Annotated in this window: 24 protein-coding genes; 13 read left to right on the plus strand and 11 right to left on the minus strand. The window is 58.5% G+C overall.

Features of this window, described 5'->3' with window-relative positions; all coding sequences use genetic code 11:
* The first annotated feature begins 71 nt into the window (after nt 1–71).
* The 3 genes from rsmI (at nt 72) to gshB (ending at nt 2296) form a co-directional block, all read left to right on the plus strand.
* Nucleotides 72–929, plus strand: a complete 858-nt coding sequence (rsmI, locus tag DHN12_RS14215) for a 16S rRNA (cytidine(1402)-2'-O)-methyltransferase (protein ID WP_108860792.1) — start codon at nt 72–74, stop codon at nt 927–929.
* A gap of 1 nt (nt 930) precedes the next feature.
* Nucleotides 931–1302, plus strand: a complete 372-nt coding sequence (locus DHN12_RS14220) for a YraN family protein (protein ID WP_108860793.1) — start codon at nt 931–933, stop codon at nt 1300–1302.
* Nucleotides 1303–1363: 61 nt separating this feature from the next.
* Nucleotides 1364–2296 carry a glutathione synthase gene (gshB, locus tag DHN12_RS14225; RefSeq protein ID WP_108860794.1) on the plus strand — a complete coding sequence of 311 codons (933 nt, stop codon included), beginning with the start codon at nt 1364–1366 and terminating at the stop codon, nt 2294–2296.
* Here gshB and DHN12_RS14230 read toward each other — a convergent pair.
* The 4 genes from DHN12_RS14230 to cobU are packed head-to-tail and all read right to left on the minus strand — an operon-like array spanning nt 2293 to nt 5943.
* On the minus strand, nt 2293–3807 hold the full coding sequence (locus DHN12_RS14230; protein WP_108860795.1) for a YifB family Mg chelatase-like AAA ATPase: 1515 nt from the start codon (nt 3805–3807) through the stop codon (nt 2293–2295). The genes gshB and DHN12_RS14230 overlap by 4 nt on opposite strands.
* 45 nt (nt 3808–3852) lie before the next feature.
* Entirely contained in the window at nt 3853–4737 is an 885-nt protein-coding gene (locus tag DHN12_RS14235; RefSeq protein WP_108860796.1) for a glutathione S-transferase, read from the minus strand.
* 58 nt (nt 4738–4795) lie between these two features.
* Nucleotides 4796–5374, minus strand: a complete 579-nt coding sequence (locus tag DHN12_RS14240; protein ID WP_108860797.1) for a histidine phosphatase family protein — start codon at nt 5372–5374, stop codon at nt 4796–4798.
* A complete protein-coding gene (cobU, locus tag DHN12_RS14245) occupies nt 5371–5943 on the minus strand; it encodes a bifunctional adenosylcobinamide kinase/adenosylcobinamide-phosphate guanylyltransferase (protein WP_234416646.1) in 573 nt (190 codons plus the stop codon). The genes DHN12_RS14240 and cobU overlap by 4 nt, the downstream gene beginning before the upstream one ends.
* A 49-nt stretch (nt 5944–5992) precedes the next feature.
* Here cobU and DHN12_RS14250 point away from each other — a divergent pair, with 49 nt between their 5' ends.
* From DHN12_RS14250 to DHN12_RS14275, 6 genes are all read left to right on the plus strand, one after another.
* Nucleotides 5993–6871 carry an RNA polymerase factor sigma-32 gene (locus DHN12_RS14250; RefSeq protein ID WP_108860798.1) on the plus strand — a complete coding sequence of 293 codons (879 nt, stop codon included), beginning with the start codon at nt 5993–5995 and terminating at the stop codon, nt 6869–6871.
* Entirely contained in the window at nt 6868–7683 is an 816-nt protein-coding gene (locus tag DHN12_RS14255) for a ChaN family lipoprotein (RefSeq protein WP_108860799.1), read from the plus strand. The genes DHN12_RS14250 and DHN12_RS14255 overlap by 4 nt, the downstream gene beginning before the upstream one ends.
* A 62-nt stretch (nt 7684–7745) precedes the next feature.
* Entirely contained in the window at nt 7746–8942 is a 1197-nt protein-coding gene (gene coaBC / locus DHN12_RS14260; RefSeq protein WP_108860800.1) for a bifunctional phosphopantothenoylcysteine decarboxylase/phosphopantothenate--cysteine ligase CoaBC, read from the plus strand.
* 15 nt (nt 8943–8957) lie between these two features.
* Nucleotides 8958–9413, plus strand: a complete 456-nt coding sequence (gene dut / locus DHN12_RS14265; RefSeq protein ID WP_108860801.1) for a dUTP diphosphatase — start codon at nt 8958–8960, stop codon at nt 9411–9413.
* On the plus strand, nt 9413–10462 hold the full coding sequence (locus DHN12_RS14270) for a molybdopterin-synthase adenylyltransferase MoeB (protein WP_108860802.1): 1050 nt from the start codon (nt 9413–9415) through the stop codon (nt 10460–10462). The genes dut and DHN12_RS14270 overlap by 1 nt, the downstream gene beginning before the upstream one ends.
* A 105-nt stretch (nt 10463–10567) precedes the next feature.
* Nucleotides 10568–12583: a M3 family metallopeptidase gene (locus DHN12_RS14275; protein ID WP_108860803.1), complete on the plus strand. Its 2016-nt coding sequence runs from the start codon at nt 10568–10570 to the stop codon at nt 12581–12583.
* 5 nt (nt 12584–12588) lie between these two features.
* Here the strand turns inward: DHN12_RS14275 and DHN12_RS14280 are convergent, their stop codons facing one another.
* The 6 genes from DHN12_RS14280 to DHN12_RS14305 all read right to left on the minus strand — a co-directional run bounded on the left by DHN12_RS14280 (nt 12589) and on the right by DHN12_RS14305 (nt 19156).
* Complete coding sequence (locus DHN12_RS14280; protein WP_108860804.1) at nt 12589–13521, minus strand: glyoxylate/hydroxypyruvate reductase A; 933 nt, start codon at nt 13519–13521, stop codon at nt 12589–12591.
* A gap of 15 nt (nt 13522–13536) precedes the next feature.
* Complete coding sequence (gene rodA / locus DHN12_RS14285) at nt 13537–14676, minus strand: rod shape-determining protein RodA (RefSeq protein ID WP_058273483.1); 1140 nt, start codon at nt 14674–14676, stop codon at nt 13537–13539.
* The gene (gene mrdA / locus DHN12_RS14290; protein ID WP_108860805.1) at nt 14673–16622 is read right to left on the minus strand and encodes a penicillin-binding protein 2; all 1950 of its coding nucleotides are present in this window, start codon (nt 16620–16622) and stop codon (nt 14673–14675) included. The genes rodA and mrdA overlap by 4 nt, the downstream gene beginning before the upstream one ends.
* Nucleotides 16619–17032: a rod shape-determining protein MreD gene (locus DHN12_RS14295; RefSeq protein ID WP_306418406.1), complete on the minus strand. Its 414-nt coding sequence runs from the start codon at nt 17030–17032 to the stop codon at nt 16619–16621. Before DHN12_RS14295 ends, mrdA begins: the two co-directional genes overlap by 4 nt.
* 115 nt (nt 17033–17147) lie before the next feature.
* Nucleotides 17148–18050 (minus strand): rod shape-determining protein MreC, encoded by a 903-nt coding sequence (mreC, locus tag DHN12_RS14300; protein ID WP_108860807.1) that lies wholly within the window; start codon nt 18048–18050, stop codon nt 17148–17150.
* A 59-nt stretch (nt 18051–18109) separates the two neighbouring features.
* Complete coding sequence (locus tag DHN12_RS14305; protein ID WP_039523195.1) at nt 18110–19156, minus strand: rod shape-determining protein; 1047 nt, start codon at nt 19154–19156, stop codon at nt 18110–18112.
* Nucleotides 19157–19311: 155 nt separating this feature from the next.
* Between DHN12_RS14305 and DHN12_RS14310 the strand changes: the two genes are divergently transcribed.
* From DHN12_RS14310 to DHN12_RS14320, 4 genes are all read left to right on the plus strand, one after another.
* On the plus strand, nt 19312–20103 hold the full coding sequence (locus DHN12_RS14310) for a 23S rRNA (adenine(2030)-N(6))-methyltransferase RlmJ (RefSeq protein ID WP_108860808.1): 792 nt from the start codon (nt 19312–19314) through the stop codon (nt 20101–20103).
* A gap of 176 nt (nt 20104–20279) precedes the next feature.
* Nucleotides 20280–20582 carry a hypothetical protein gene (locus DHN12_RS24630; RefSeq protein ID WP_234416647.1) on the plus strand — a complete coding sequence of 101 codons (303 nt, stop codon included), beginning with the start codon at nt 20280–20282 and terminating at the stop codon, nt 20580–20582.
* Nucleotides 20537–21178, plus strand: coding sequence for a sterol desaturase family protein (locus DHN12_RS14315; RefSeq protein WP_199913511.1), 642 nt, complete (start codon nt 20537–20539; stop codon nt 21176–21178). The genes DHN12_RS24630 and DHN12_RS14315 overlap by 46 nt, the downstream gene beginning before the upstream one ends.
* Before the next feature lie 18 nt (nt 21179–21196).
* Nucleotides 21197–21694 carry a DUF2141 domain-containing protein gene (locus tag DHN12_RS14320; RefSeq protein WP_108860809.1) on the plus strand — a complete coding sequence of 166 codons (498 nt, stop codon included), beginning with the start codon at nt 21197–21199 and terminating at the stop codon, nt 21692–21694.
* Between the two features lie 55 nt (nt 21695–21749).
* On the opposite strand, the gene DHN12_RS14325 is transcribed toward DHN12_RS14320, so the two are convergent.
* The gene (locus DHN12_RS14325; RefSeq protein ID WP_108860810.1) at nt 21750–23324 is read right to left on the minus strand and encodes a 2-isopropylmalate synthase; all 1575 of its coding nucleotides are present in this window, start codon (nt 23322–23324) and stop codon (nt 21750–21752) included.
* Between the last annotated feature and the right edge of the window lie 206 nt (nt 23325–23530).

A 23530-nucleotide genomic window follows, 5' to 3' on the forward strand; every position in this document is an offset into this window, starting at 1 on the left:
GTCCCGGCGGCTTGGGGTACCACCAATCTGTTATGCCGCGATAATAAACGTCACGCTGTGAGGGTCCAGCTTTGAATTTTCAAAAAGTAAGATTGAGCGCGGGCCTGTATTTTGTTGCCACTCCGATCGGTGCGGCGCGCGACATCACGCTCAGAGCGCTGGATGTGCTGGCCTCGGCTGATGTCATTGCCGCCGAAGACACGCGCAGCTTGCGCCGGTTGATGGAGATTCACGGCGTACCGCTGGATGGGCGGCGAATCCTAGCCTATCACGATCACAGCGGCGCAGGCGCGCGCGGGAAAATCCTTGATGCATTGCAGGACGGGAAGTCTGTCGCTTATGCATCTGAGGCCGGAATGCCGCTGATTGCCGATCCGGGATACGATTTGGGGAAGCAGGCTGCCGAGGCCGGTCATACGGTGACCTGCGCACCGGGACCATCCGCAGCGCTGATGGCGCTGACGCTGGCCGGGCTGCCGACAGATGCGTTCTTTTTTGCGGGCTTCTTGCCGAACGCATCCGGCGCGCGCCGGTCGCGGATCGAGGCATTACGGGACGTGCCGGGCACATTGGTGTTTTACGAATCTCCGAAACGCGTGGTGGCGTGTTTGTCGGATCTTGCAACTGTGCTGGGCAATGACCGTCAGGCCGCAATGTGCCGCGAGCTGACGAAGAAATTCGAAGAAGTTCGCCGCGGGACGTTGGAAGAACTGGCAGCCGACCTGCAAGGGCAGACAGTCAAAGGTGAAATTGTTCTGCTCGTGGACCGCGGACATTCGGAAACTGTTAACGAATCCGACGTAGAAGAGGCGTTGAAACGAGCCTTGGAAACCCATTCGGTTCGCGACGCGGCCGATCTGGTATCAGAGATGTACAAGCTGCCGCGCCGCCCGATTTATCAAAAGGCTCTGAAATTGGGAAAGGGATGACATGGCCGCACGATCCGTTCGAAGTTCAGTGTCCTATCATGCCGGGCATGCGGCGGAGCAGCAGGTTGCATCAAATTATGAACAACGCGGCTATTCCATCCTGAACCGGCGCTGGCGCGGTGCTGGTGGCGAGATCGATCTTATTGCGCGCGACGCTCACGGGATCGTCTTTGTCGAGGTGAAGAAAAGCACCAGTTTCGATGCGGCCGCCGCCCGGATCAATCGCCGCCAGATGGATCGCATCTGCGCATCTGCGGCCCAATTTCTGGAAACAGAACCAAATGGGCAATTGACGGATGTGCGGTTTGACGCAGCTTTGGTGGATGCTTCGGGCGCCGTTCAAATTATCGAAAACGCCTTCGGTTTAGCCTGATCCCCATTGAACCCCCAGCCCGGCTGGGCCATGTATCTGGCGTGAAACTGAGGGACACGCCATGAAAATCGCCTTTCAGATGGACCCGATCGGGGCCGTAGATATCAATGCCGACAGCTCATTCCGTCTGGCCGAAGAGGCGCAGGTGCGCGGACATACGCTGTTTTTTTACAGCCCGGACCAGCTTGCCTATCAAGAGGGGCGGATTACCGCGCGCGGTCAGGACATGAAAGTTCAGCGCGTGGCGGGCAATCCGGCGGAACTTGGCGCCGAGCGTGAAGTGGACCTGTCAGAGTTCGACGTGATCTGGCTGCGCCAGGACCCGCCGTTTGACATGCATTACATCACATCAACCCACTTGCTGGACCGTCTAAAGGGGCAAGTTTTGGTTGTGAATGATCCGTTCTGGGTACGGAACTACCCCGAGAAACTGCTGGTTCTGGATTTCCCGGACCTGACGCCGCCGACAACAATTGCGCGGGATCTGCAGACCATCAAGGTGTTCAAGGAAAAGCACGGCGACGTCATCCTAAAACCGCTTTATGGCAATGGCGGTGCAGGAGTTTTCCGGTTGGATGCGAATGACCGCAACCTGACTTCGCTGCACGAACTGTTCACCGGATTTTCGCGTGAGCCTTTGATTGTTCAGAAATTCCTGCCGGATGTCAGCAATGGCGACAAGCGTGTAATTTTGGTCGACGGTGACGCAGTCGGTGCAATCAACCGCGTACCGGCCGCGGGCGAAACACGTTCGAACATGCATGTGGGCGGTCGTCCCGAAAAGATTGGTCTGTCCGAGCGCGATCTGGAAATTTGTGCCGCGATTGGTTCATTGCTGAAAGAAAAAGGTCAGGTCTTTGTCGGAATCGATGTGATCGGTGACTACCTGACAGAAATCAACGTGACCTCGCCGACCGGCATTCAGGAACTCGAACGATTTAATGGCGTGAACGTCGCCAAAAAGATCTGGCAAGCGATCGAGGCCAAGCTCTAAAGCGCAACCTTGGCGCTGATGCGAAAGCTCAGCGCCTCGGCGATATGAGGGCGCCGGACATCCGGTGCCCCGTCCAGATCAGCGATGGTACGCGCCACACGCAGGATTCGGTGAAAAGCGCGGGCGGACAGGCCAAATCGCTCGGCTGCCTTCAGCAACAGGTCTTTGCCTTCAGCATCCGGGGCGGCAATTTCGTCCAGCTGCTTCCCCTCTACGTCGGCGTTCTGACGGGTGGACGGTGTATCACAAAACCGCTCTGCCTGAATCGACCGGGCTTGTTCGACACGCGCGGCAACGGTGGCGGAACTGTCGCCGGAGGGTGGCAGGTCCAGATCGGTGAATCCGACCGGCGGCACCTCAATCCGCAAATCGAACCGATCCATCAGCGGTCCGGAGATTCGGCTCAGATAATCCTCTCCGCAAACAGGTGCGCGGGAACAAGCGCGCCCGGGATCGGTGAGGTAGCCGCATTTGCAAGGGTTGGCCGCCGCGACCAGCATGAACCGGCAGGGGTATTTCACATGGGCATTTGCACGCGCGACCATGACCTCTCCAGTTTCGATCGGCTGGCGCAGTGTCTCCAGAACTGTGCGCGGGAATTCCGGGAATTCGTCCATGAACAGAACGCCGTTGTGAGCCAATGAAATCTCACCCGGTTTCGCGCCCCTGCCGCCACCAACGATCGCAGCCATGGACGCCGTGTGATGAGGTTCGCGAAACGGGCGACTGCGACTGATCCCACCTTCGTCCAATAGCCCGCACAACGACTGAATCATCGAGGTTTCTAATGCTTCGGTCGGTGTCAGCGGCGGCAAAATCCCGGGCAGGCGGGCGGCCAACATGGATTTGCCGGAACCGGGAGGGCCGGTCATGATCAGGTGGTGTCGACCCGCCGCTGCGATTTCAAGGGCGCGCTTTGCACGTTCTTGCCCTTTGACGTCGCGCAGGTCACGCGCGCAGGGCTCAAGTGTGACTTCGCCGGGCTGTGCGGCGGGTAGCGGAGACTGGCCCGAGAAATGTCGCACCACGTCCCCAAGCGACCCAGCGCCGATCACCTGTGTTGCATCGACCCAAGCAGCTTCGGCACTGGAGGCGCGTGGGCAGAGCAAGGCCCGATCCTCAGCCGCCGCAGTCATTGCAGCAGGCAGGGCACCGACCACAGGAACCAGTGAGCCATCCAAAGATAGCTCGCCCAGCGAAACCGAACCTTCGGCGGCGTCCCGCGGAATGATCTCTAACGCGGACAGCAATGCAATAGCTATGGGCAGGTCGAAATGGCTGCCTTCTTTGGGCAGGTCGGCAGGCGACAAGTTGATGGTGATCCGTTTTGACGGCAACGCTATGGCCATCGAGCTCAACGCGCTGCGAACGCGGTCCCGCGCCTCGGACACGGCTTTGTCGGGCAGCCCGACGATGGAAAATGCGGGTAGGCCCGGCGAGACGGCGCACTGCACCTCGACCGGGCGGGCATCGACCCCTTGAAAAGCAACTGTGTGGGCACGGGCAACCATGAATGACCTTTTTGGTTAACAGGTCGTTGCTGCCACGGCCGCGGTTTAAGAATCGTTAACGGCGCGGGTCATCTCGGTGAATTTTGGCCAGGCACCGGGATCAGCGACTGTTTTGTCACGGCAGAACCGGTTGCAGAACCCCCAGCGCTGGCCGTTCAGTTCAAGAACTGCGGTGATGGCTTTGCCGGAATATGGGCAGGCGTCGTTGATTGACGTAGTACCATCTACCGCTTTTGCTTGCGAAGTACCGGCAATTGGCCAGGGCTCTGATGGCAGATCCATTGGGTATGGAAAAGGGTCGTAGTTGACCGTCAGCCCCATCGCACGCCACTGGCGGGCAGAAGCATCCGACAGCAAATCAAGGCAGTAGTCGCGATTGGCATCAGCGATCGGCAAGCCATAGCCAATAATCCGAGCCGCGACCGGCGTATAGAACACGTCCGCAAGGGAATAGTGGCCAAACAAAGGACCGGAGTCCGCGCCAGACACATCACGGGCATGGGCCCACAAGGTCTCGATCCTTGCAAGATCGGCGCGTGTTTCGGTCGACGGAGTGAACCCCTGCCAGCATTGTTCAAGCTGCATCGGACACTGCCCGCGCAATGCGCTAAACCCGGCTACCATTTCGGTGCAAAGCCACCGCGCGGTGGCGCGCGCGGCGGGGTCTTTGGGCCAAAGCCCCGCTTCGGGATGCAATTCGGCAAGGGTTTCCGCCATCGCCAGACTTTCCCCAACCACGGTGCCGTCGGGCAATCGCAGGGCCGGGACAAGGCGGGCCGGCGCGAGGGGCTTCATATCCTCGGCCATGGTGCCGGAATAGAGGCCGATCATGTGGGATCGATAGGGCAGACCGAACTTCTCAAGCATCAGCCACCCGCGCATGGACCAGCTGGAAAACAGGCGGTCTCCGATAAACAAATCATAAGTCATGCGGCAAGGATGGCGTGGCCGACCTGCTCAGTAAATCAGTGATTTGTGCGCGGTTGCATCACGGAAGATGATTGATCCGTCCGACAGACCAGCGATCGCCGTGATGCGTGATTTCGGTGACCGAAAGGTTGTCGATGCGGTGGCCAAAAGCCTCTTGCGCGTCAACGTCGAGAGCTCTTTGGACCTGGGTTAAGATTACGCCAAAATGCGCCACGACCACCAGATCGCATCCTGTGTGTTGTTGGATCAATTGGTCAACGGCTGCGTCGACACGCGCGCGGACCTCGTTCCAGCTTTCCCCGTTTGGTGGGCGCACATCGCCGGGGTTGTCCCAATATGCAAAGGCAAGTTCGGGGTCTTCAGCCTCAATCTCTTTGAAGGCGCGCAGCTCCCAAGTGCCGAAATTGATTTCGCGCAGCGCAGACTGATGTTGCAGCCGCCGCCGTGTGCCTTGAATGGCCGATGCAGTATCGGCGGCGCGGCTCAGGTCAGAGGAAACAAAGATAGCGTCCGCAGGCAGGTGGTCATGCAACCGGGCAACGGCAGCGTGATCGCTGAGGTCAGCAGGCAAGTCGGACCAGCCGACCATCGTTTTGGCATGAGTTGGGCCGTGGCGCACGAGATGCAGACGTGTCAATCCAGTCGCCCCTTCAATACCAACGGCAGGCCAGCCGTAACTTGCACCACCAGATCGGCCTCGGCGGCCAATGCGATGTTTAACCGTCCCTGCGCTTCGCGGAACCGGCGGGACAGCGCGTTGTCAGGGACGATCCCGTGTCCAACCTCGTTCGAGACGATGACGACCTGTGCGGAACACAAGCGTAGCGATTGTAAAAGCGCGCTTTGCGCCTGTTCCAGATCGCTTTCCGCCAGCAGGTGATTGGTCAGCCACATGGTGGCACAGTCGATCAGGCAGACAGAGTTCGGGGGCAAATTCGCCAGTATCGGGCCGAGGTCAAAAGGGGCCTCAACCGTCTCCCAACCCTCGCCACGTTGGGAAATGTGGCGCTGGACCTTATCTTGCATCTCATCATCAAACACTTGTGATGTTGCAAGATAAACCCTCTTTTTTCCCGATGAAACAACGAGTTGCTCGGCAAAAACCGACTTACCCGAAGCTGCACCGCCCAACACAAAGGTTAAATCCGGACTCACGATAATTACCTTCCATGTGATCCACCCGGTTTTGTTTTGCGTATCGTTCATAGGTCGGCAAAGCAACCCCGGCCCGCGCCTGTGAAAAGGGGAGATTTCAATGGCACTGGACAATGCGAACGACTTCTCGATGTCCCGGAGGGCAATGAAAGCCGAGCTTCTGGACGCGGAAACCGAATTGAAGCTGGCATATGCGTGGCGGGACGACCGCGATGAACAGGCCCTTCACCGATTGATAACGGCCTATATGCGGCTGGCCATTTCGATGGCGGCCAAGTTCAAACGCTATGGGGCGCCGATGAATGATCTGATCCAGGAGGCCGGGTTAGGATTGATGAAAGCTGCCGACAAGTTCGACCCCGACCGGGGCGTGCGGTTTTCGACTTATGCGGTCTGGTGGATCAAGGCGAGCATTCAGGACTATGTGATGCGCAACTGGTCAATGGTGCGCACCGGGTCCACGTCTTCGCAAAAATCCCTGTTCTTCAACATGCGACGTGTGCAGGCCCGGTTAGAGCGTGAGGCCGCGTCCGATGGCATGGATCTTGACCGGCATCAATTGCATCAGATGATTGCCGCAGAGATCGGCGTTCCGTTGCGGGACGTGGAAATGATGGAAGGTCGTTTGTCCGGCTCCGATTTCTCGTTAAATGCCGTTCAATCGGCAGATGAAGACGGCCGGGAATGGATCGATGCGCTGGAAGATGAGCGTGAACAAGCCGCCGAAGCCGTCGAAAACAGGCACGATACTCAGCAATTGCGCGAATGGCTGGTGACGGCAATGCAGGCTTTGAATGATCGCGAAAGGTTCATTGTCCGCGAACGCAAGTTGCGCGAACCCGCCCGAACGCTGGAAAGTCTTGGGCAAGAACTTAGCCTGTCCAAGGAACGCGTGCGTCAGCTTGAGGCGGCAGCTTTTGTGAAAATGCGCAAGAACCTTGAAGCCCAATCCCGTGAGGTGCAACACTTCATCGCATGAAACATTTTGCGATTCTGCTTTGTGCACTTGTGGTTATGGCCTCTCCTGGTCGTGCTGATGATTTGATACCTGACGACGTACTGACTGCGATGACGTCTGCTGACGTTGTGATTTTAGGTGAAATTCACGACAACCCGCAGCACCACATCGTACAAGCTGAGGCATTGGGGGCCATCAACCCCTCGGCCGTCGTCTGGGAGATGGTGACTGAAGAGAGCGCCCAACGGCTGGCGGACAAGGCCATTTCCGATCCGGAAGAGCTCGCCAGAATTCTGAAGTGGCTCGAATCCGGCTGGCCGCCGCTTAGCATGTACTACCCGGTCTTTCAGGCCTCAGACGCGCCGGTTTACGGTGCCATGGTTCCGCGCGCGGCGGCGCGCGCGGCAATCGAACGTGGCGCCGCCACGGCTCTGGGTGCTGATGCTGCCCGTTATGGATTGACGGTGCCACTGCCGAAAGATGAGCAGGCCGAGCGTGAGGCTGATCAACTCGCTGCCCATTGCAATGCAATACCCGAGACTGCCTTGCCGCAACTGGTCGCAATCCAACGGTTGCGGGATGCGGTTCTGACAAGGGCCATATTGCGCGCTGTGGAGGATACCGGCGGACCGGTTGCGGTGATCACCGGCAATGGTCATGCCCGTAAGGACAGGGGGATTCCAACCTTTCTGTCCCGGCTACGCCCCGGTTTGAAAGTTTTCGTGCTGGGTCAGTCCGAGGATGGCATCATCGACGGTGAGTTCGACGCTGTGATCGACAGCCCCGGCATCGAACGTGAAGACCCTTGCCTGGCGTTTGAGACACAGAATTAACCGCTGGAACTGTCCGTTGGCCTTGCCTAATGTCGGGCCGACCGGGACGGGAAGGGCACAGTATGCTGGCATCGAAACGTATTCTTCTAATCATCGGCGCTGGAATCGCGGCCTACAAGTCGCTGGATCTGATCCGGCGGCTGAAAGAACGTGGTGCCTCGGTGACACCGGTTCTGACAGGCGCGGCCGAAGAGTTCGTGACGCCTCTGTCGGTCTCGGCACTGGCCGGAGAGAAGGTTTATCGCGATCTGTTCGACCTGACGGATGAGGCCGAGATGGGCCATATTCAACTGTCACGGTCCGCGGATCTGATCGTGGTCGCACCGGCAACGGCGGACATGATGGGAAAGATGGCGGCTGGGCTGGCCAACGATCTGGCCTCGACCCTGCTGATGGCGACAGATACCCCGGTTTTGTGCGCACCGGCGATGAATGTCCGCATGTGGGACCATCCGTCAACACAGCGCAACCTCAAGCAACTGCAGGCAGATGGTATCCGGTTCGTTGGCCCAAATGAGGGTGACATGGCTTGTGGAGAGTACGGCCCAGGTCGAATGTCGGAGCCTCTTGAGATTGTGGCCGCGGTCGAGGCGCAACTTGGCAACGGTCCGCTGAAGGGCAAGCGCATTCTGGTCACCTCCGGCCCTACACATGAACCGATCGACCCTGTGCGCTACATCGCCAACCGGTCCTCGGGCGCGCAGGGCACCGCGGTGGCACGGGCGTTGTCTGCGCTGGGCGCTGATGTGGTTTTTGTTACCGGCCCTGCCGATGTTTCGCCGCCCGAAGGGGTGCAGGTTATCCGCGTGGAAACCGCGCAGCAGATGTCTGACGCGGTCGACGCTGCACTGCCGGTAGATGCGGGTGTGTTTGCTGCTGCGGTTGCGGATTGGCGCATGGCGGCGGCTTCGGACAAGAAGCTGAAGAAAAGCCGCGATGGTCTTCCGTTGCTGGAGTTTGCTGAGAACCCCGACATCCTCAAACGCGTGTCCAGGCTGGATGCGGGACGGCCGACGTTGGTGGTTGGCTTTGCCGCAGAAACCGACAACGTTCTTGAACACGCCACCGCTAAACGTGCGCGCAAGGGCTGTGACTGGATCGTTGCCAATGATGTCAGCCCTGCGACGGGCATCATGGGGGGATCGGAAAACGCGGTCACCCTGATCTCGGACGAAGGGGCCGAAGAATGGCCGCGCATGAGCAAGGATGTAGTGGCGCAACGTCTGGCGCAAAAGATCGCCGACGCTCTGACAAGCTGAACAAGAGGTGCAGTGATGGTAGCAATTCGTGTGATCCGCGAAGACGGGGCCGATCCGGCCATCGCTTTGCCGTCTTATGAAACGACTGGCGCGGCCGGTGCAGATGTCCGGGCGAACCTGCCAAATGGCGCGTCGATCACGCTGGAACCGGGGCAGCGCGCGTTGGTTCCTACGGGCCTGCGGATCGAAATTCCCAACGGGTACGAAGTGCAGGTGCGCCCCCGGTCGGGCCTTGCGCTGAAACACGGAATCACCCTGCCCAATACGCCCGGTACGATCGACAGTGACTATCGCGGTCCGCTGGGGGTGATCCTGCTGAACGCCGGTCAGGAAAGTTTTGAGATTGCGCATGGCGAACGCATCGCGCAACTGGTCGTCGGCCCAGTCGTGCAAGCTGCGTTTGAACCCGTTGAGGTGCTCAGCGACACGGATCGCGGCGCAGGCGGTTTTGGCTCGACTGGGCGCGGTTGATGCTTCTGGTTCTGATCCTTGCCGGTGCTCTGTGGGGCATTGGGTACGTGGCCGGGGTGTCCCGAACTGCTCGCTCCGTGTCGGTCAGCGTTTTGCTGATCGGAGTACTTGTTATCCAACTGACGTTGCCGGATGGAAACCCGCTGCGCGAGGCAACCGGCGGGTCTGCGGCATTGTGGTTGATCCTAGGTGGTGCCGCGGTTTTGGTGTTGAGCTATGGAAAGGTGCTCAAAACGCTGCGCAACCGTGCCGCGCCACAACCAGCCGAGGAAACCGCGATGCAGTCTGAGAAGTTCTCTGAGACCGAGTTGGAGCGGTATGCCCGCCACATCGTCCTGCGCGAACTCGGCGGGCCGGGGCAGAAAAAGATGAAACAGGCTCGTGTGCTGGTGATCGGCGCGGGCGGTCTTGGTGCGCCTGCGTTGCAGTATCTTGCGGCGGCTGGTGTGGGCACCATCGGCGTGATCGACGACGATATTGTTGAAAACGCCAATCTGCAGAGGCAGGTGATCCACCGCGATGCCGACATTGGCATGCCCAAGGTTTTTTCGGCCCAGCAAGCCATGCAGGCGCAAAACCCGAACGTGATTGTTCTGCCCTACCATCGTCGTTTGACTGATGAGATTGCAGCAGACCTGTTCACCGATTTTGACCTGATCCTGGACGGCACCGATAATTTTGACACGCGATATTTGGCCAATCGTACTGCGGTCGCACTGGGAAAACCGCTTATTTCAGGTGCCCTGTCGCAGTGGGAAGGTCAGCTGAGCGTCTTTGACCCGGCCAACGATGCGCCTTGTTATCAGTGTATCTTCCCTGAGGCACCGGCCCCCGGTCTGGCCCCGTCCTGTGCCGAAGCGGGGGTTATTGGCCCGTTGCCCGGCGTTGTGGGGTCGATGATGGCGGTTGAGGCGATCAAGGTGATCACCGGGGCCGGGCAGGCCCTGCGCGCCGAAATGCTGATCTATGACGCGCTCTATGGCGAAAGCCGCAAGATCACCTTGGCCCGACGCTCAGATTGCCCCATTTGCGGAGAAGTCGACGCGTAAGCCTACTGTCGCGCTAGATTGGCTAGAGATTTCGGCTGTATCGCGGGCACCCCCTCTGGACCATTTCGGCCCGCCTCCCTAGCTTGACCAGCAAAGGAGATCCGCATGACCAACCCGATCCTGTCCGCCTGGACCACTCCATTTGAAATCGCGCCATTTGCCGAGATTTCGGATGATGATTTTGCGCCTGCATTGGACAAGGCGATGGCCGCCCACAACGTGCAGATCGACGCGATTGCCAACAAATCCGACCCAGCCAGTTTTGCAAATACAATCGAGGCACTTGAGGCGGCTGGAGAGCAGATGGACAAGGTTCTGTCTGTCTTTTTCACCGTTGCAGGTGCCGACAGCAACCCGGCGCGGGAAGAACTGCAACGCGCATTCTCACCAAAACTCTCGGCGCATTTTTCGGGGATTTCGTCAAACAAGGCGCTGTTTCGGCGAGTTGCGGACCTGTGGGTGCGCAAGGATCAGCTTGACCTGACCGATGAACAGGCCCGCGTTCTGATGCTGACCCATCGCGGTTTTGTGCGCGCTGGTTCGGCTTTGGAAGGCAACGATGACACCCGCATGCAAGAGATCAAGTCGCGCCTTGCCACGCTGGGGACGTCCTTCACTCAAAACCTTTTGGCGGACGAGCGCGAATGGTTCATGAACCTGACCGAGAATGATCTGGAAGGTTTGCCGGGTTTCGTCGTGGATGCAGCCCGCGCTGCCGGGGAAGAGAAGGGTACTGATGGTCCTGTCGTCACTCTGTCGCGGTCGCTGATTGTACCGTTCCTGCAATTCTCGCCGCGCCGCGATCTGCGTGAGAAAGCGTATCGGGCCTGGACCGCGCGTGGTGCCAATGGGGGTGAAACGGACAACCGCGAGATTGCGGCTGAAATCCTGAACTTGCGCGAAGAACGTGCCAAGCTATTGGGATATTCCAGTTTCGCGGACTACAAACTGGAAACCGAAATGGCCCGAACGCCGGACCGCGTTCGCGATCTGCTGATGCAGGTTTGGGGGCCGGCAAAGGCAAGGGCTGACGCCGACGCCGAAACCTTGACCGCGATGATGCAGGAAGATGGCATCAACGGTCCGCTCGAGGCGTGGGACTGGCGCTACTACGCCGAAAAGCGCCGCAAGGCTGAACATGATTTGGATGAAGCTGCGCTGAAGCCGTACTTGCAGCTGGATCGTATGATCGAGGCGGCCTTTTCCTGCGCCAACCGGCTGTTCGGGCTGGAGTTTGCCCCGCTGAACGTGCCGCTTTATCACTCCGATTGCCGGGCTTGGGACGTAACACGCGACGGGCAGCATATCGCTGTCTTCATCGGTGACTACTTCGCGCGGGGTTCCAAACGATCGGGCGCATGGTGCAGCGCCATGCGGAGCCAGGCAAAGTTCCCCAAGGTGCAAGCCCCCGTCGTGATCAACGTTTGCAACTTCGCCAAGGGCGACCCGGCGCTGCTGTCTTATGACGATGCGCGCACGCTTTTCCACGAGTTCGGTCACGCATTGCATCAGATGTTGTCCAACGTGACCTATGAAAGCATCTCTGGCACCAGCGTCGCGCGTGACTTCGTAGAGCTTCCCAGCCAGCTTTATGAACACTGGCTGGAGGTGCCCGAAGTACTGGCCGAATTTGCGACCCATGCCGAAACTGGTGAACCGATGCCGCAAGATATGCTTGAGAAGGTTCTGAAGGCCGCGAATTTCGACCAGGGGTTCCAGACCGTGGAATATGTAGCCTCAGCCTTGGTCGATCTCGCGTTCCATGATGGCGCGGCACAATCTGATCCGATGGCGAAACAGGCCGAGGTACTGGCCGGTATCGGTATGCCAAAAGCCATTGGTATGCGCCATGCGACACCGCATTTTGCGCATGTCTTCGCGGGCGACGGCTATAGTTCTGGCTACTACAGCTACATGTGGTCTGAGGTCATGGATGCAGACGCATTTGCTGCATTCGAAGAAGCTGGCGGAGCCTTTGATGCGGAACGGGCCAAAGCGCTTGAGGACAATATTCTGTCCACAGGCGGGTCCCGCGAAGCCGAAGACCTGTATCTTGCGTTCCGCGGACGTTTGCCAGGGGTTGAAGCGCTGTTGAAAGGCCGCGGGCTAGTCGCGGCCTGACCGGATCAGTAGCCCAGATGGCGGTCAACGAGGTGCAGGAAGGGCTTTCCTTCCTCGCCTCGGATAATGTTCTCACAGATCACCTGAGCTGCGGTCGCCGGGCGGGTTTCCGACGCGATATGCGGCGTGACGGTCACATTGGCATGCGCCCAATACGGGTGTTCCGGCGGCAGGGGTTCCACGCGGAATACGTCTAACGTGGCGTGGGCAATGTGTCCTGAATCCAGTGCGGCCAGCAACGCGTCGTCTTCGATCAATGGACCGCGACCGGGATTGATGATCCGAGCGCCTTTGGGCAGCAAGGCCAAAGTGTCCGCATTCAGCGCGTTTTCCGTTGCGGGGGTGTCGGGCAGCAACAGGACAACGATCTCGGCACTGGACAACGCGGCGCGCAGACCTTCAACGCCATGCAGGCACGTTACCCCAGGGATATCCTTTGCGGTTCTGCTCCAACCGGTCACTTTAAAATTCAGCGCGGCAAGCGCGGTTGCTGCGGCTTCTCCCAATGCACCAAGGCCCAGCACGTACACGTTCCGCTCACTGGCAAGCGGCGGGGCGTCGGGCGTCCACTCGCCGTCCTGCACGGTGATATAGCGGTCCATGCCCAAGTGATAGCGCAGCACGTGGCCGACGACCCATTCCGTCATGCCATGCATCAGCCCGTGGTCCACCATCCGCGCCAACGGCACGGTCAGCGTTTCGTTGCCCGCGATTTTTTCAACACCTGCCCAAAGACTCAGAACCGCCTTCAAACGTGTATAGGGTGAAAAATCCAGCAACCCGCTTGTCGGTGCATAGACAACATAGTCGACCTGATCAGGCTCAAACTCGGTTGCCAGACGGAAATCCAGACCGGTTTCGGACAACCCTTTTGTTAGCAGAGGTTCATATACGGGCCATTGTTCAGGGCGCGCGGAAAACAGGATGTTGACGGGCATGAAGGGCCTTTCAATTCAGCGGGGGCGGTGAATATGCGCGCTTTGAACAATGCCGAAGGCGGCCATCAGAACCAGCATGGCGGACCCGCCGTAGCTGACCATTGGCAGGGGCACGCCTACAACCGGTGCAAGGCCCATGACCATGGACATGTTGACTGCAAAGAACAGGAAGAAGTTGAGCGCAACCCCCAAGGTGACCAGGGATGAGAACCGGTCCTTTGTCGCCAAAGCCGTGACCATGCAGAAGATGATAATCAGGGCGTAAAGGGTCAGTAAAGTGATGCCTCCGACAAACCCGAATTCCTCGGCGAGCGTGGTAAAGATGAAGTCCGTGTGCTTTTCGGGCAGGAAGTTCAGGCGCGACTGTGTCCCTTGCATGAACCCGCGCCCGTTCCAGCCGCCTGACCCCAGCGCGATTTTCGACTGGGTAATGTGATAGCCTGCACCCAGCGGATCGGTGGAGGGATCAAGGAAAGTGTCTATTCGGCGGAACTGATAATCCTTGAGCAACTGCCACTCGGTGCCCCGACTGTTGAACACGGTCGCAATCAAGCCGACCACCGCCGCGATAACGGCGGCGAAATAAGCCCAGTGCACACCAGCTAGGAACATCAGTCCCCCGCCTGCGGCCAACAACAGGATCGAGGTGCCCAGATCGGGTTGTTTCAGAACCATAGCCGTAGGGATCAGGATCAGGATGACCGGAATAAGCACCCAGAGCGGTCGCGATGTCTTATGAGACGGCAACCAATCGTAGTAGGCAGCCAGAACCATGACCAGCGCAATCTTCATGACTTCGGAAGGCTGGAGCCTCATGAAACCAAGGTCGATCCAACGCTGCGCACCCATGCCGATGGTGCCAAAGAGTTCCACAAATATCAGCAGAACGATCGAGCCGAGATAGGCCAAGACGGACATGTTGCGCCAGAACCAGATCGGTACCAACGCGATGATGAACATAACGGTCAGTCCCAGTCCGAACCGCTCAATCTGGGGTTCGGCCCAGGGCATCCAGGACCCGCCCGCGACCGAATACAGCATCAGGAATCCGGCGCTGGCGACGCTGATCAGCAACAAAGTCAGCGGCCAGTTCATATAGAGGAATTTGCGAAACCCTGTTGGCGTGGATTTGACGGCGTACTCAAGATAGCTCATGCGCGGTCCTTTTCATCAGGTCGCGCTTTGGGGCGGCGGTCGCCCTCAAGCCGTTTTTGTTGTTCCTTGATGCGGTCACGATCTGCAACCGGATAAGCCTCAAGCGGTGGGGTGCCGTTGTACAGAGCCTGCAGCATGATGTCCCGCGCGACCGGGGCCGCTGCCTTGGATCCGCCACCGCCGTGTTCCACCACTACTGCCACGGCGTATTTCGGATTGTCGTACGGCGCATAGCTGACGAACAGCGCGTGGTCGCGCCGTTCCCACGGCAGGTCTTCGTTGCGGATTACGCCAGCCGCGCGTTCGGCCTTGGTGATGTTGCGCACCTGGCTGGTCCCTGTCTTACCGGCCATGCGGAATTCATCATTGATGATGCGGCTGCGATAGGCGGTGCCGGCCCTGTCGTTTGAGACCGAGAACATCGCTTTGCGCACCTGATTCAGGTTGTACGGATTGACGTCCAGCGGCTCACCCGCGCCTGATGGTTCCTCGACGCCATTGACGGACCTCACCAGACGGGGCGTCACGGCCCGGCCCGTGGCGATCCTTGCCGTCATGACTGCAAGCTGAAGGGGCGAGGCCAGCATGAACCCTTGCCCGATCGAGGCATTCGCCGTGTCGCCTACCAGCCAGCCTTCGCCATGGACCCGCTCTTTCCATTTCTGGTTGGGCGCCAAACCGGCAGCGACAGCTGACATCGGGATGTCGTGTTTGACGCCCAGTCCGAACTTGCGCGCCATTTCCGAGATTTTGTCGATGCCGGTACGCACCGCGACATCGTAATAGTAGACGTCGCAGCTGCGCTTTAGTGACAAGTTAAGATCCACTGTCCCATGCCCGCCGCGCTTCCAGCAGTGGAAGCGGCGGCTACCGACCTTCAGGTGCCCTGGGCAATAGACGGTGTTGCCGGGGCTAACCACTCCGGCCTCAAGCGCGGCAAGAGCGGTGATCATCTTGAAGGTCGAACCCGGCGGGTAGGTGCCTTGAACCGTCTTGTTGGCCAGCGGGCGGTAGTTATTTTCAGTCAATGCCCGGTAATCCGCGACCGATATCCCGCGCACGAACAGGTTCGGGTCGAAACTGGGGGCAGAACTGATGGCCCGGATATCCCCGGTTTCGCAGTCGATGACGACGGCAGCCGCGCTTTCACCGGCCAAGCGCGCCTGGGCGTATTGCTGCAGATCCGCATCAACGGACAATTGCAGATCGGCCCCGGCCTCGCCTTCTTGCCGGTCAAGCTCGCGCATGATGCGGCCTGTGGCGTTGACCTCGACACGTTTTGCGCCGGCTTTCCCGCGCAGGGTGATTTCCTGTTTGGACTCCAGTCCGACCTTGCCGATTTGGAACCGGGGGATACGCAACACCGGTTCGGGATCTTCGATCAGGCTGAGGTCATAGTCACTGACCGGCCCGACATAACCAACTACATGAGCGAAATCCTCGTAGCGGGGATACTGACGGGCCATGCCCACTTCGGGCGTAACGCCAGGTAGGGCGGGCGCATTGACAGCGACCTTGGAGATATCCTCCCACGTGACCTGATCGGCCAGCGTGACTGGCAGGAACGGAGCAGAGCGACGCATCTCGGTCTTGGCGCGATTAATCTCTTCCTGAGTCAGCGGGATAAGTTCTGAAAGTTTGGCGATGACTTTGTCGACGTCGCCCGCATCTTCACGGACCATAACAATACGATAGGACTGCGTGTTTTGTCCGATGATCTGGCCGTTGCGGTCATAGATGCGCCCGCGCGTTGGCGGGATCAGACGAATGTTGATCCGGTTTTCTTCGGCCAGCAGGCGGTACTCGTCAGCCTGATCCACTTGCATAAAGCGCATTCGCGCTGCCAGGCCACCGATAAACGCAGTCTGCAACCCACCCAGGATCAACGCGCGGCGCGGTAGGCGTTTGTAGGCCAGTCCTTGCGCTTTGGGATTCCGTTGTTTCATGCCCGGGCCCCTCTTGTGCCAGGGTCCGACACTGACACGCGCCGAACGCCAAGCACATTCTGGCTGAGAAGAACGACCAGAGGATAAACCGCAATTGTCAGAACCACTTGTATCACCACAGGACCCAACGCTGCTTGCTGTACCGACAGAATAGCAAGAACAACGCGGTTCAAAATGAAAATTCCCGCAATCACCACAGCGGCCGTTGTCCATTCAGCCATAAACCCGGCGTCGCGCATTCCGGGCGCGGCTGAGCGCAGATACGCCGATCCTAAAACCACAAGTGCTGCCAGCAGGCCCGGAGGTCGTTGCAGCAGCAAATCGGCCATCAGCATCACCGCAGCAACCAGAAAAATGGGAACGTATTCCGGTCGGCGAAGAACCCAGGCGAACGTTAACGCAATAAGCATGTCCGGAAACGGCCACCGGTCCGGTTGTGTATCCAGAGGCAGAAGATGCAGGAACATAATTAGTAACGCCAGAAACACGTACAAACAGCGTTTGAGCCAAAGATGCGAGGTTTGCCTATCCATCGCCGACCTCCGGCGGGGTCAGGGCGGCCTCGGGTTGCCGTGGACCCACGATGCCGCCCGGATCCGAGATCACCGGGGCCAAGTGGAAGCGCAGAACGCGAAGGAACTCTAGCCGTTCGAAATCTGCGGATAGACGCACCCGCAAACGCCCACCAGGGTCTTCGGTGATCTGCCCGATCAGCAGCCCTCCGGGGAACACGCCGCCATCACCCGAGGTTACCACGCGGTCGCCCGGACGTACCAGTTCGCGGTTTTCCAGAAACTCCACCGATGGGGATTGGGTATTGTCGCCGGTGATCAGGGCGGTTTGGCCAGACGGTTGAATTGTGGCCGGTATAGCGCTGGATGCATCTGTCATCAGGATGACACGCGCGGTGTCGGGGCCAACGCCCGAGATGCGGCCGACCACGCCAATCCCGTCCATGGTGGCCCAGCCGTCCCTGATCCCGTCTCTCTCACCCACGTTCAGCAGGACCGACTGGCGGAAGGGCGAGCCGCTATCGGCCATGACCACCCCGGTGATATAGGTCAGGCGCGGATCAAGACGCACATTGTTCAGATCCAATAGGCGGGCATTTTCCTGTTCCAGCTGTAGCGCGGCCTCTTTCCAGGCACGCATGATACGCAATTCGCTGCGCAATTCCTGGTTCTGATCACTCAGTCGTTGATAACTTTGGAAATCGCGCACCAGATTGACGGCAGCGGTGACCGGAACCATGGCCCATTCCATCGACGGCACAACACTGTCCACGACCTGTGCGCGAAACCGTTCCACACGCGGGCTGTCGATCCGCCAGATCAGAAAGATGCCTAGCAGACACAACACAACAATCCCCAGCAGCAGGCGGCGCAAGGGGGTTGTGTATTCATCGCGCTGTGATCGGTCTTTTGCCACAGGACTCCTTCCCGTGCTGCTCGTGCCGAATTTACCCTATGTGGTAAAGGGTGCGCGCCTTAGCTTTCGTAGTCAATCGCGTGGCGCAGTTGTTTTTCGTATTCCAGCGCCTTGCCGGTGCCCAAAGCCACACAATTCAGGCTTTCGTCGGCAATCGACACGGCCAAGCCAGTCTGTTCGCGCAGGGCAAGGTCCAGATCACCCAACAGCGCACCGCCGCCGGTCAGCATCACGCCCCGGTCCACGATGTCCGCCGCCAGATCAGGCGGAGTGGTTTCCAGTGCGGTCATTACCGCCTCGCAAATCTGCTGGACGGGTTCGGACAGCGCCTCGGCCACTTGGGCCTGGCTGATTTCAATTTCCTTGGGCACACCATTCAGCAAGTCGCGTCCGCGAATGTGCATCGACTGGCCGCGGCCGTCGTCGGGCATGCGCGCAGTGCCGATGGTGGTCTTGATCCGCTCGGCCGTGGATTCACCGACCAGCAGGTTCTGCTGGCGGCGCAGGTAAGAGATGATCGCCTCGTCCATACGGTCACCGCCAACGCGGACCGAGCGGGCATATACGATGTCACCCAGCGACAGAACAGCAACCTCGGTGGTGCCGCCGCCGATATCGACAACCATGTTGCCGGTCGGGTCGGTGATGGGCATGCCGGCACCAATCGCGGCTGCAATAGGTTCGGCAATCAGACCGGCGCGGCGGGCGCCTGCGGACAGAACCGATTGCCGGATCGCGCGCTTTTCAACGGGGGTCGCGCCATGGGGGACGCAGACGATGATCTTGGGTTTCGAGAAAGTTGACCGCTTGTGCACTTTGCGGATGAAGTGCTTGATCATTTCCTCTGCAGTATCAAAGTCGGCAATCACGCCTTCGCGCATCGGGCGGATGGCTTCGATCGATCCGGGGGTCCGGCCCAGCATCAGCTTGGCGTCTTCGCCAACAGCCAGAACCTTTTTCACGCCGTCCTTGACGTGATACGCCACCACAGAGGGTTCAGACAGGATAACACCGCGGCCCTTGACGTAAACCAGCGTGTTCGCTGTACCAAGGTCGATAGCCATGTCCGCTGTGAACAGGCCGCCCAGATTGCCAAAGATCCCCATATTTTTCCCTGATCCTGTATGTCAGTTTTCTACTGCCCGCGACTCGACGGTTCCGGGACGGATGACTTATAGGGTGCCAACTCGCCCGGTAAAAGGGCTGATTCCGCGACAATCAGCACCTTTCCGCCTTAATTGCAGGGACTTTAGAAGGCATCATGCTCTCATATCAACATATTTACCACGCAGGTAACCTTGCGGACGTCCATAAGCACGCAATTTTGGCAGAAACGTTGGCCTATCTGACCCAAAAAGACAAACCGCTGAGCTACATCGAAACCCATTCGGGGCGGGGGTTGTACCAGTTGGACTCGGATCAAGCCGTTCAGACCGGTGAAGCAGCTGTGGGAATTGAACGTGCGTTGACTGAAGGCTGGTTTGACGCCGACCATCCCCTGAGCAGGGCCATTGTCGCTGTGCATGATCGGTATGGCAAAACGGCGTATCCGGGGTCGCCCTTGATCGCGGCGAACCTGCTGCGTCCGCAGGACAAGATGCATCTTGCTGAATTGCATCCGCAGGAATACCGGGCGCTGTCTGACGCCATGATCACGACCGGGGCCCGGACCTATAGGCAGGATGGCTTTGAACTGGCCCAATCTCTGCTGCCGCCAACGCCGCGCCGTGGCGTTTTGCTGATTGATCCAAGTTATGAGGTCAAATCCGATTATGACAGACTGCCCGGCATCATCGCATCGCTGAATCGGAAATGGAATGTGGGTGTGATCGCGCTGTGGTATCCGATACTGGCCAATGGACGGCATCAGGCCATGCGCGACGCTTTGGCGAAACGGGATTTCGCCAAGGTTCTGCACCACGAGGTCCACTTTCCGGCCGCGCGTGAAGGGCACGGTATGGTTGGATCGGGAATGTTTGTAGTGAACGCGCCCTATGGTCTGAACGAGTGCGCCGAAACGTTGGACGGCCTGTTCGGCAAACTGCGCGGATGAGCAATCAGTGATCACATGGGGTTTTCCCAAAGTATGCCACGCAGGAGAAAAATCTGCTGTGACAGCAATGGACTTGCAGGAGAAACCGTTTTTTCACCGCCGGGACCTTGATTTCCGGCGGTGATCTCGTAAATAAACTGTCATGCATGACAATAAGCGGGAATCGGATTGCTTCGATGGACTTCCTAAGCCGCCATATCAGTGACTTTCATCTGAATTACTGGGAAACCTTGATTGACGATTGGTTCTTCGTTTTCGCCATGGCCTTTCTGGCCTTCGAATTGATCCGATACGCAGTCGTCAAAAAGCTGAACTGGCAGATGATGGGTGACACCGTCACCAATTTCATTACGCTCGTTTTCTTTATCAGTATCAGCTTTGTTCTGTTGGCTGGTTTCTATATCGGGCCTATGTCTGGGCTTCGCAATTTGCCGTGTTCGATATTCCGACAACATGGGCTTCGTTCATCATCGTGCTGATCCTTGCAGACCTGGCCTATTACTGGGAGCATCGGATTCTGCACCGGATCAACTTCCTCTGGGCAACGCATTCGGTTCACCATAGCTCTCCCTTCTTCAATATATCAGTGGCTTATCGCCATGGTCCGCTGGATGGCTTCTGGCCGTTGTTTTTCCACTTGCCGCTTGTGCTTTTGGGGTTCAACCCATTCATGGTGCTGGTCGCGGAACTGCTGGTGCAGCTGTATCAGACGGCCCTGCATACCGAAGTTATCAAAAAGCTGTGGCGCCCGATTGAATACATCTTCAACACGCCGTCGCATCACCGCGTTCACCATGGATCAAACCCGAAATACCTGGACAAGAACTATGCCGGGATTCTGATCATCTGGGACCGCATGTTCGGAACGTTCGAGGAAGAAAAGGAAGAGGTGGTCTATGGCCTCGTCAAACCGATCGACTCGATCAATCCCTTCGTCGCCTTCCTTCACGGCTTTGCCCGCCTGTTCAAGGATGTCCGGAACATGCCGGGGTTCGGCAACAAGCTGGGTGTTTTCTTCGGACCTCCGGGCTGGCAGCCAAAGAACGGTCGTAAACAGAGTAAACCCGCTAAGTAAGGCGTAGGAGCGCAAAAGATGCCAAACAACACACAACGCATCGTGGCGGCCATCGTGACGGCAGGTCTGTTTGTCGGAGGCGCCTGGGTCGCCTCGGGGTTCACCACAGATATTGACCAAGCAGCGGCTTCCACCACAGGGACCTCGCAAGACAAGGGTCTGACCGTCAATCTGCACGGTGCGCGGAGCACCAAGGGCAACGTGATTGTCATGGCCTTTGACCAGGCGACAGCCTTCGACAACATGGATTACACCAAAGCTGCTGGTTATCTTGAAGCACCAGCGTCCGAGGACCCGCTCCGCTTCGACTTTCACGACCTCGACAGCGGGTATTTTGCTGTTATCGCGTTTCACGACGAAAACGGGGATTATGATCTGAACTATGACGCGAACTTCATACCAACTGAAGGGTATGCAGTATCGGGGCTGAACGATCTCAACGACACGCCGGTGTATGACTACTCGTTGATCGGGACAGAAAAGCCAGCAGATCTGACCTTGTTCTATTGGCCGTAATGCGACTGGAGATAATAGAGAAGGGGCGGTCGACAATCGACCGCCTCTTTTTTGTTCAAGTGAGATCTTTGTAGCTGATTTCCCGGGTGTCAGCGCCCGGGCCCGCCTTTTGACGGCGCACGATCAGGCGGTTCAGCGCGTGGATATACGCCTTGGCCGAGGCCACGACTGTATCGGTGTTGGCGGATTGGCCGGTTGCGATCATGCCGTCCTCTTCCAGACGCACCGATACCGTGGCCTGCGCGTCCGTACCTTCGGTCACGGCGTGCACCTGATAAAGCTGCAGATGCGCCGTATTCGGATGCACAACTCGAATGGCGCGGAAGGCAGCGTCGACCGGGCCGTCGCCTTGTTCAGTGGCGATGATTTCCTTGCCGCCTACTTCCATCTCGATGGTGGCTTCGGCCTTGCCGACGGTTCCGCAGGTAACCTTCATCGAAACCAGTTGCAGGTGATCGTTGCCGTCGTCATCATCCAGCGTCATCAACGCGATCAGATCGTCGTCGAACACTTCTTTCTTACGGTCGGCCAGTTCCTTGAACCGAACGAAAATGTCCTTGAGCTGGTTGTCACCAACCTCATAACCCAGCGTGTTCAGCTTATCACGCAGCGCCGCACGGCCCGAGTGCTTGCCCAGCGGCAAAGACGTGCCGGACAGACCGATGTCTTCCGGGCGCATGATCTCAAAGTTTTCGCGGTTCTTCAGCATGCCGTCCTGATGGATACCGCTTTCATGCGCGAAGGCGTTCTTGCCGACGATGGCTTTGTTGAACTGCACGTTGAAGCCCGACACCGTCGCGACCCGGCGCGAGATATGCATGATCTTGGTCGTGTCGATGCCGGTGTTCCAGGGCATGATGTCATTGCGTGTACGCAGTGCCATCACCACCTCTTCCAGCGCGGTGTTGCCGGCGCGTTCGCCAAGGCCGTTGATGGTACATTCAATCTGACGAGCACCACCCGCAACGGCAGCCAGCGAGTTCGCGGTCGCCAGGCCGAGGTCGTTGTGGCAGTGGGTCGCGAAGACCACCTCATCCGCGCCCGGAACCGTTTCGATCAGACGTTTGATCAGATCAGCAGACTCCATCGGTGCCGTGTAGCCGACCGTGTCAGGAATGTTGATCGTTGTCGCACCGGCCTTGATCGCAATCTCGATCACGCGGCAGAGGTAATCCCACTCGGTCCGCGTAGCATCCATCGGCGACCACTGCACGTTTTCGCACAGATTGCGCGCATGGCTGACCGTTTCGTGGATTTTGTCGGCCATTTCGTCCTGTGTCAGGTTCGGGATGGCACGGTGCAGCGGTGAGGTGCCGATGAAGGTGTGGATGCGGCTTTTGCCAGCATGTTTCACAGCTTCCCAACAGCGGTCGATATCGGCGAAATTGGCGCGGGCCAAGCCGCAGATTCGGCTGTTCTTTGACCGTTCGGCAATTTCGGATACGGCCTTGAAGTCACCTTCGGAGGCAATTGGGAACCCCGCTTCGATGATATCGACGCCCATGTCGTCCAACAGCTGGGCAATCTCCAGCTTTTCCGAATGGGTCATAGTTGCGCCGGGGCTTTGCTCGCCATCGCGCAGGGTTGTGTCAAAGATCAAGACGCGGTCTTGGTCGGTCACGTTGGTCATGGGATTCTCTTTCTTCTTCTGTCCTAAAGCCTATGGCGCGCGGGCGTCCTCCTCTGAGCGGGCGCGCCGGATGGCACGCTCAGAGGCGGATTAGGATCAGTAGGCCACGCAGAGACGCACCGCGAAGGGCGGTGTCGGCAATCATGATATCTGCGCGGTTGATCATGGGGTTGAGGTTATACATCGCGCGGTGGGAATGAAAAGAA

It is taken from the genome of Ruegeria sp. Alg231-54 (assembly GCF_900143525.1).
Lineage (GTDB): Bacteria > Pseudomonadota > Alphaproteobacteria > Rhodobacterales > Rhodobacteraceae > Ruegeria.

Excerpts from the sequence above, each read along its gene's own strand:
- DHN12_RS14220 (WP_108860793.1), top strand. The coding sequence starts at position 931 with ATGGCCGCACGATCCGTTCGAAGTTCAGTGTCCTATCATGCCGGGCAT.
- gshB (WP_108860794.1), top strand. The coding sequence starts at position 1,364 with ATGAAAATCGCCTTTCAGATGGACCCGATCGGGGCCGTAGATATCAAT.
- DHN12_RS14230 (WP_108860795.1), bottom strand. The coding sequence starts at position 3,807 with ATGGTTGCCCGTGCCCACACAGTTGCTTTTCAAGGGGTCGATGCCCGC.
- DHN12_RS14235 (WP_108860796.1), bottom strand. The coding sequence starts at position 4,737 with ATGACTTATGATTTGTTTATCGGAGACCGCCTGTTTTCCAGCTGGTCC.
- cobU (WP_234416646.1), bottom strand. The coding sequence starts at position 5,943 with ATGAACGATACGCAAAACAAAACCGGGTGGATCACATGGAAGGTAATT.
- DHN12_RS14250 (WP_108860798.1), top strand. The coding sequence starts at position 5,993 with ATGGCACTGGACAATGCGAACGACTTCTCGATGTCCCGGAGGGCAATG.
- DHN12_RS14255 (WP_108860799.1), top strand. The coding sequence starts at position 6,868 with ATGAAACATTTTGCGATTCTGCTTTGTGCACTTGTGGTTATGGCCTCT.
- coaBC (WP_108860800.1), top strand. The coding sequence starts at position 7,746 with ATGCTGGCATCGAAACGTATTCTTCTAATCATCGGCGCTGGAATCGCG.
- dut (WP_108860801.1), top strand. The coding sequence starts at position 8,958 with ATGGTAGCAATTCGTGTGATCCGCGAAGACGGGGCCGATCCGGCCATC.
- DHN12_RS14270 (WP_108860802.1), top strand. The coding sequence starts at position 9,413 with ATGCTTCTGGTTCTGATCCTTGCCGGTGCTCTGTGGGGCATTGGGTAC.
- DHN12_RS14275 (WP_108860803.1), top strand. The coding sequence starts at position 10,568 with ATGACCAACCCGATCCTGTCCGCCTGGACCACTCCATTTGAAATCGCG.
- DHN12_RS14280 (WP_108860804.1), bottom strand. The coding sequence starts at position 13,521 with ATGCCCGTCAACATCCTGTTTTCCGCGCGCCCTGAACAATGGCCCGTA.
- rodA (WP_058273483.1), bottom strand. The coding sequence starts at position 14,676 with ATGAGCTATCTTGAGTACGCCGTCAAATCCACGCCAACAGGGTTTCGC.
- mrdA (WP_108860805.1), bottom strand. The coding sequence starts at position 16,622 with ATGAAACAACGGAATCCCAAAGCGCAAGGACTGGCCTACAAACGCCTA.
- DHN12_RS14295 (WP_306418406.1), bottom strand. The coding sequence starts at position 17,032 with ATGCTTATTGCGTTAACGTTCGCCTGGGTTCTTCGCCGACCGGAATAC.
- DHN12_RS14305 (WP_039523195.1), bottom strand. The coding sequence starts at position 19,156 with ATGGGGATCTTTGGCAATCTGGGCGGCCTGTTCACAGCGGACATGGCT.
- DHN12_RS14310 (WP_108860808.1), top strand. The coding sequence starts at position 19,312 with ATGCTCTCATATCAACATATTTACCACGCAGGTAACCTTGCGGACGTC.
- DHN12_RS24630 (WP_234416647.1), top strand. The coding sequence starts at position 20,280 with ATGGACTTCCTAAGCCGCCATATCAGTGACTTTCATCTGAATTACTGG.
- DHN12_RS14320 (WP_108860809.1), top strand. The coding sequence starts at position 21,197 with ATGCCAAACAACACACAACGCATCGTGGCGGCCATCGTGACGGCAGGT.
- DHN12_RS14325 (WP_108860810.1), bottom strand. The coding sequence starts at position 23,324 with ATGACCAACGTGACCGACCAAGACCGCGTCTTGATCTTTGACACAACC.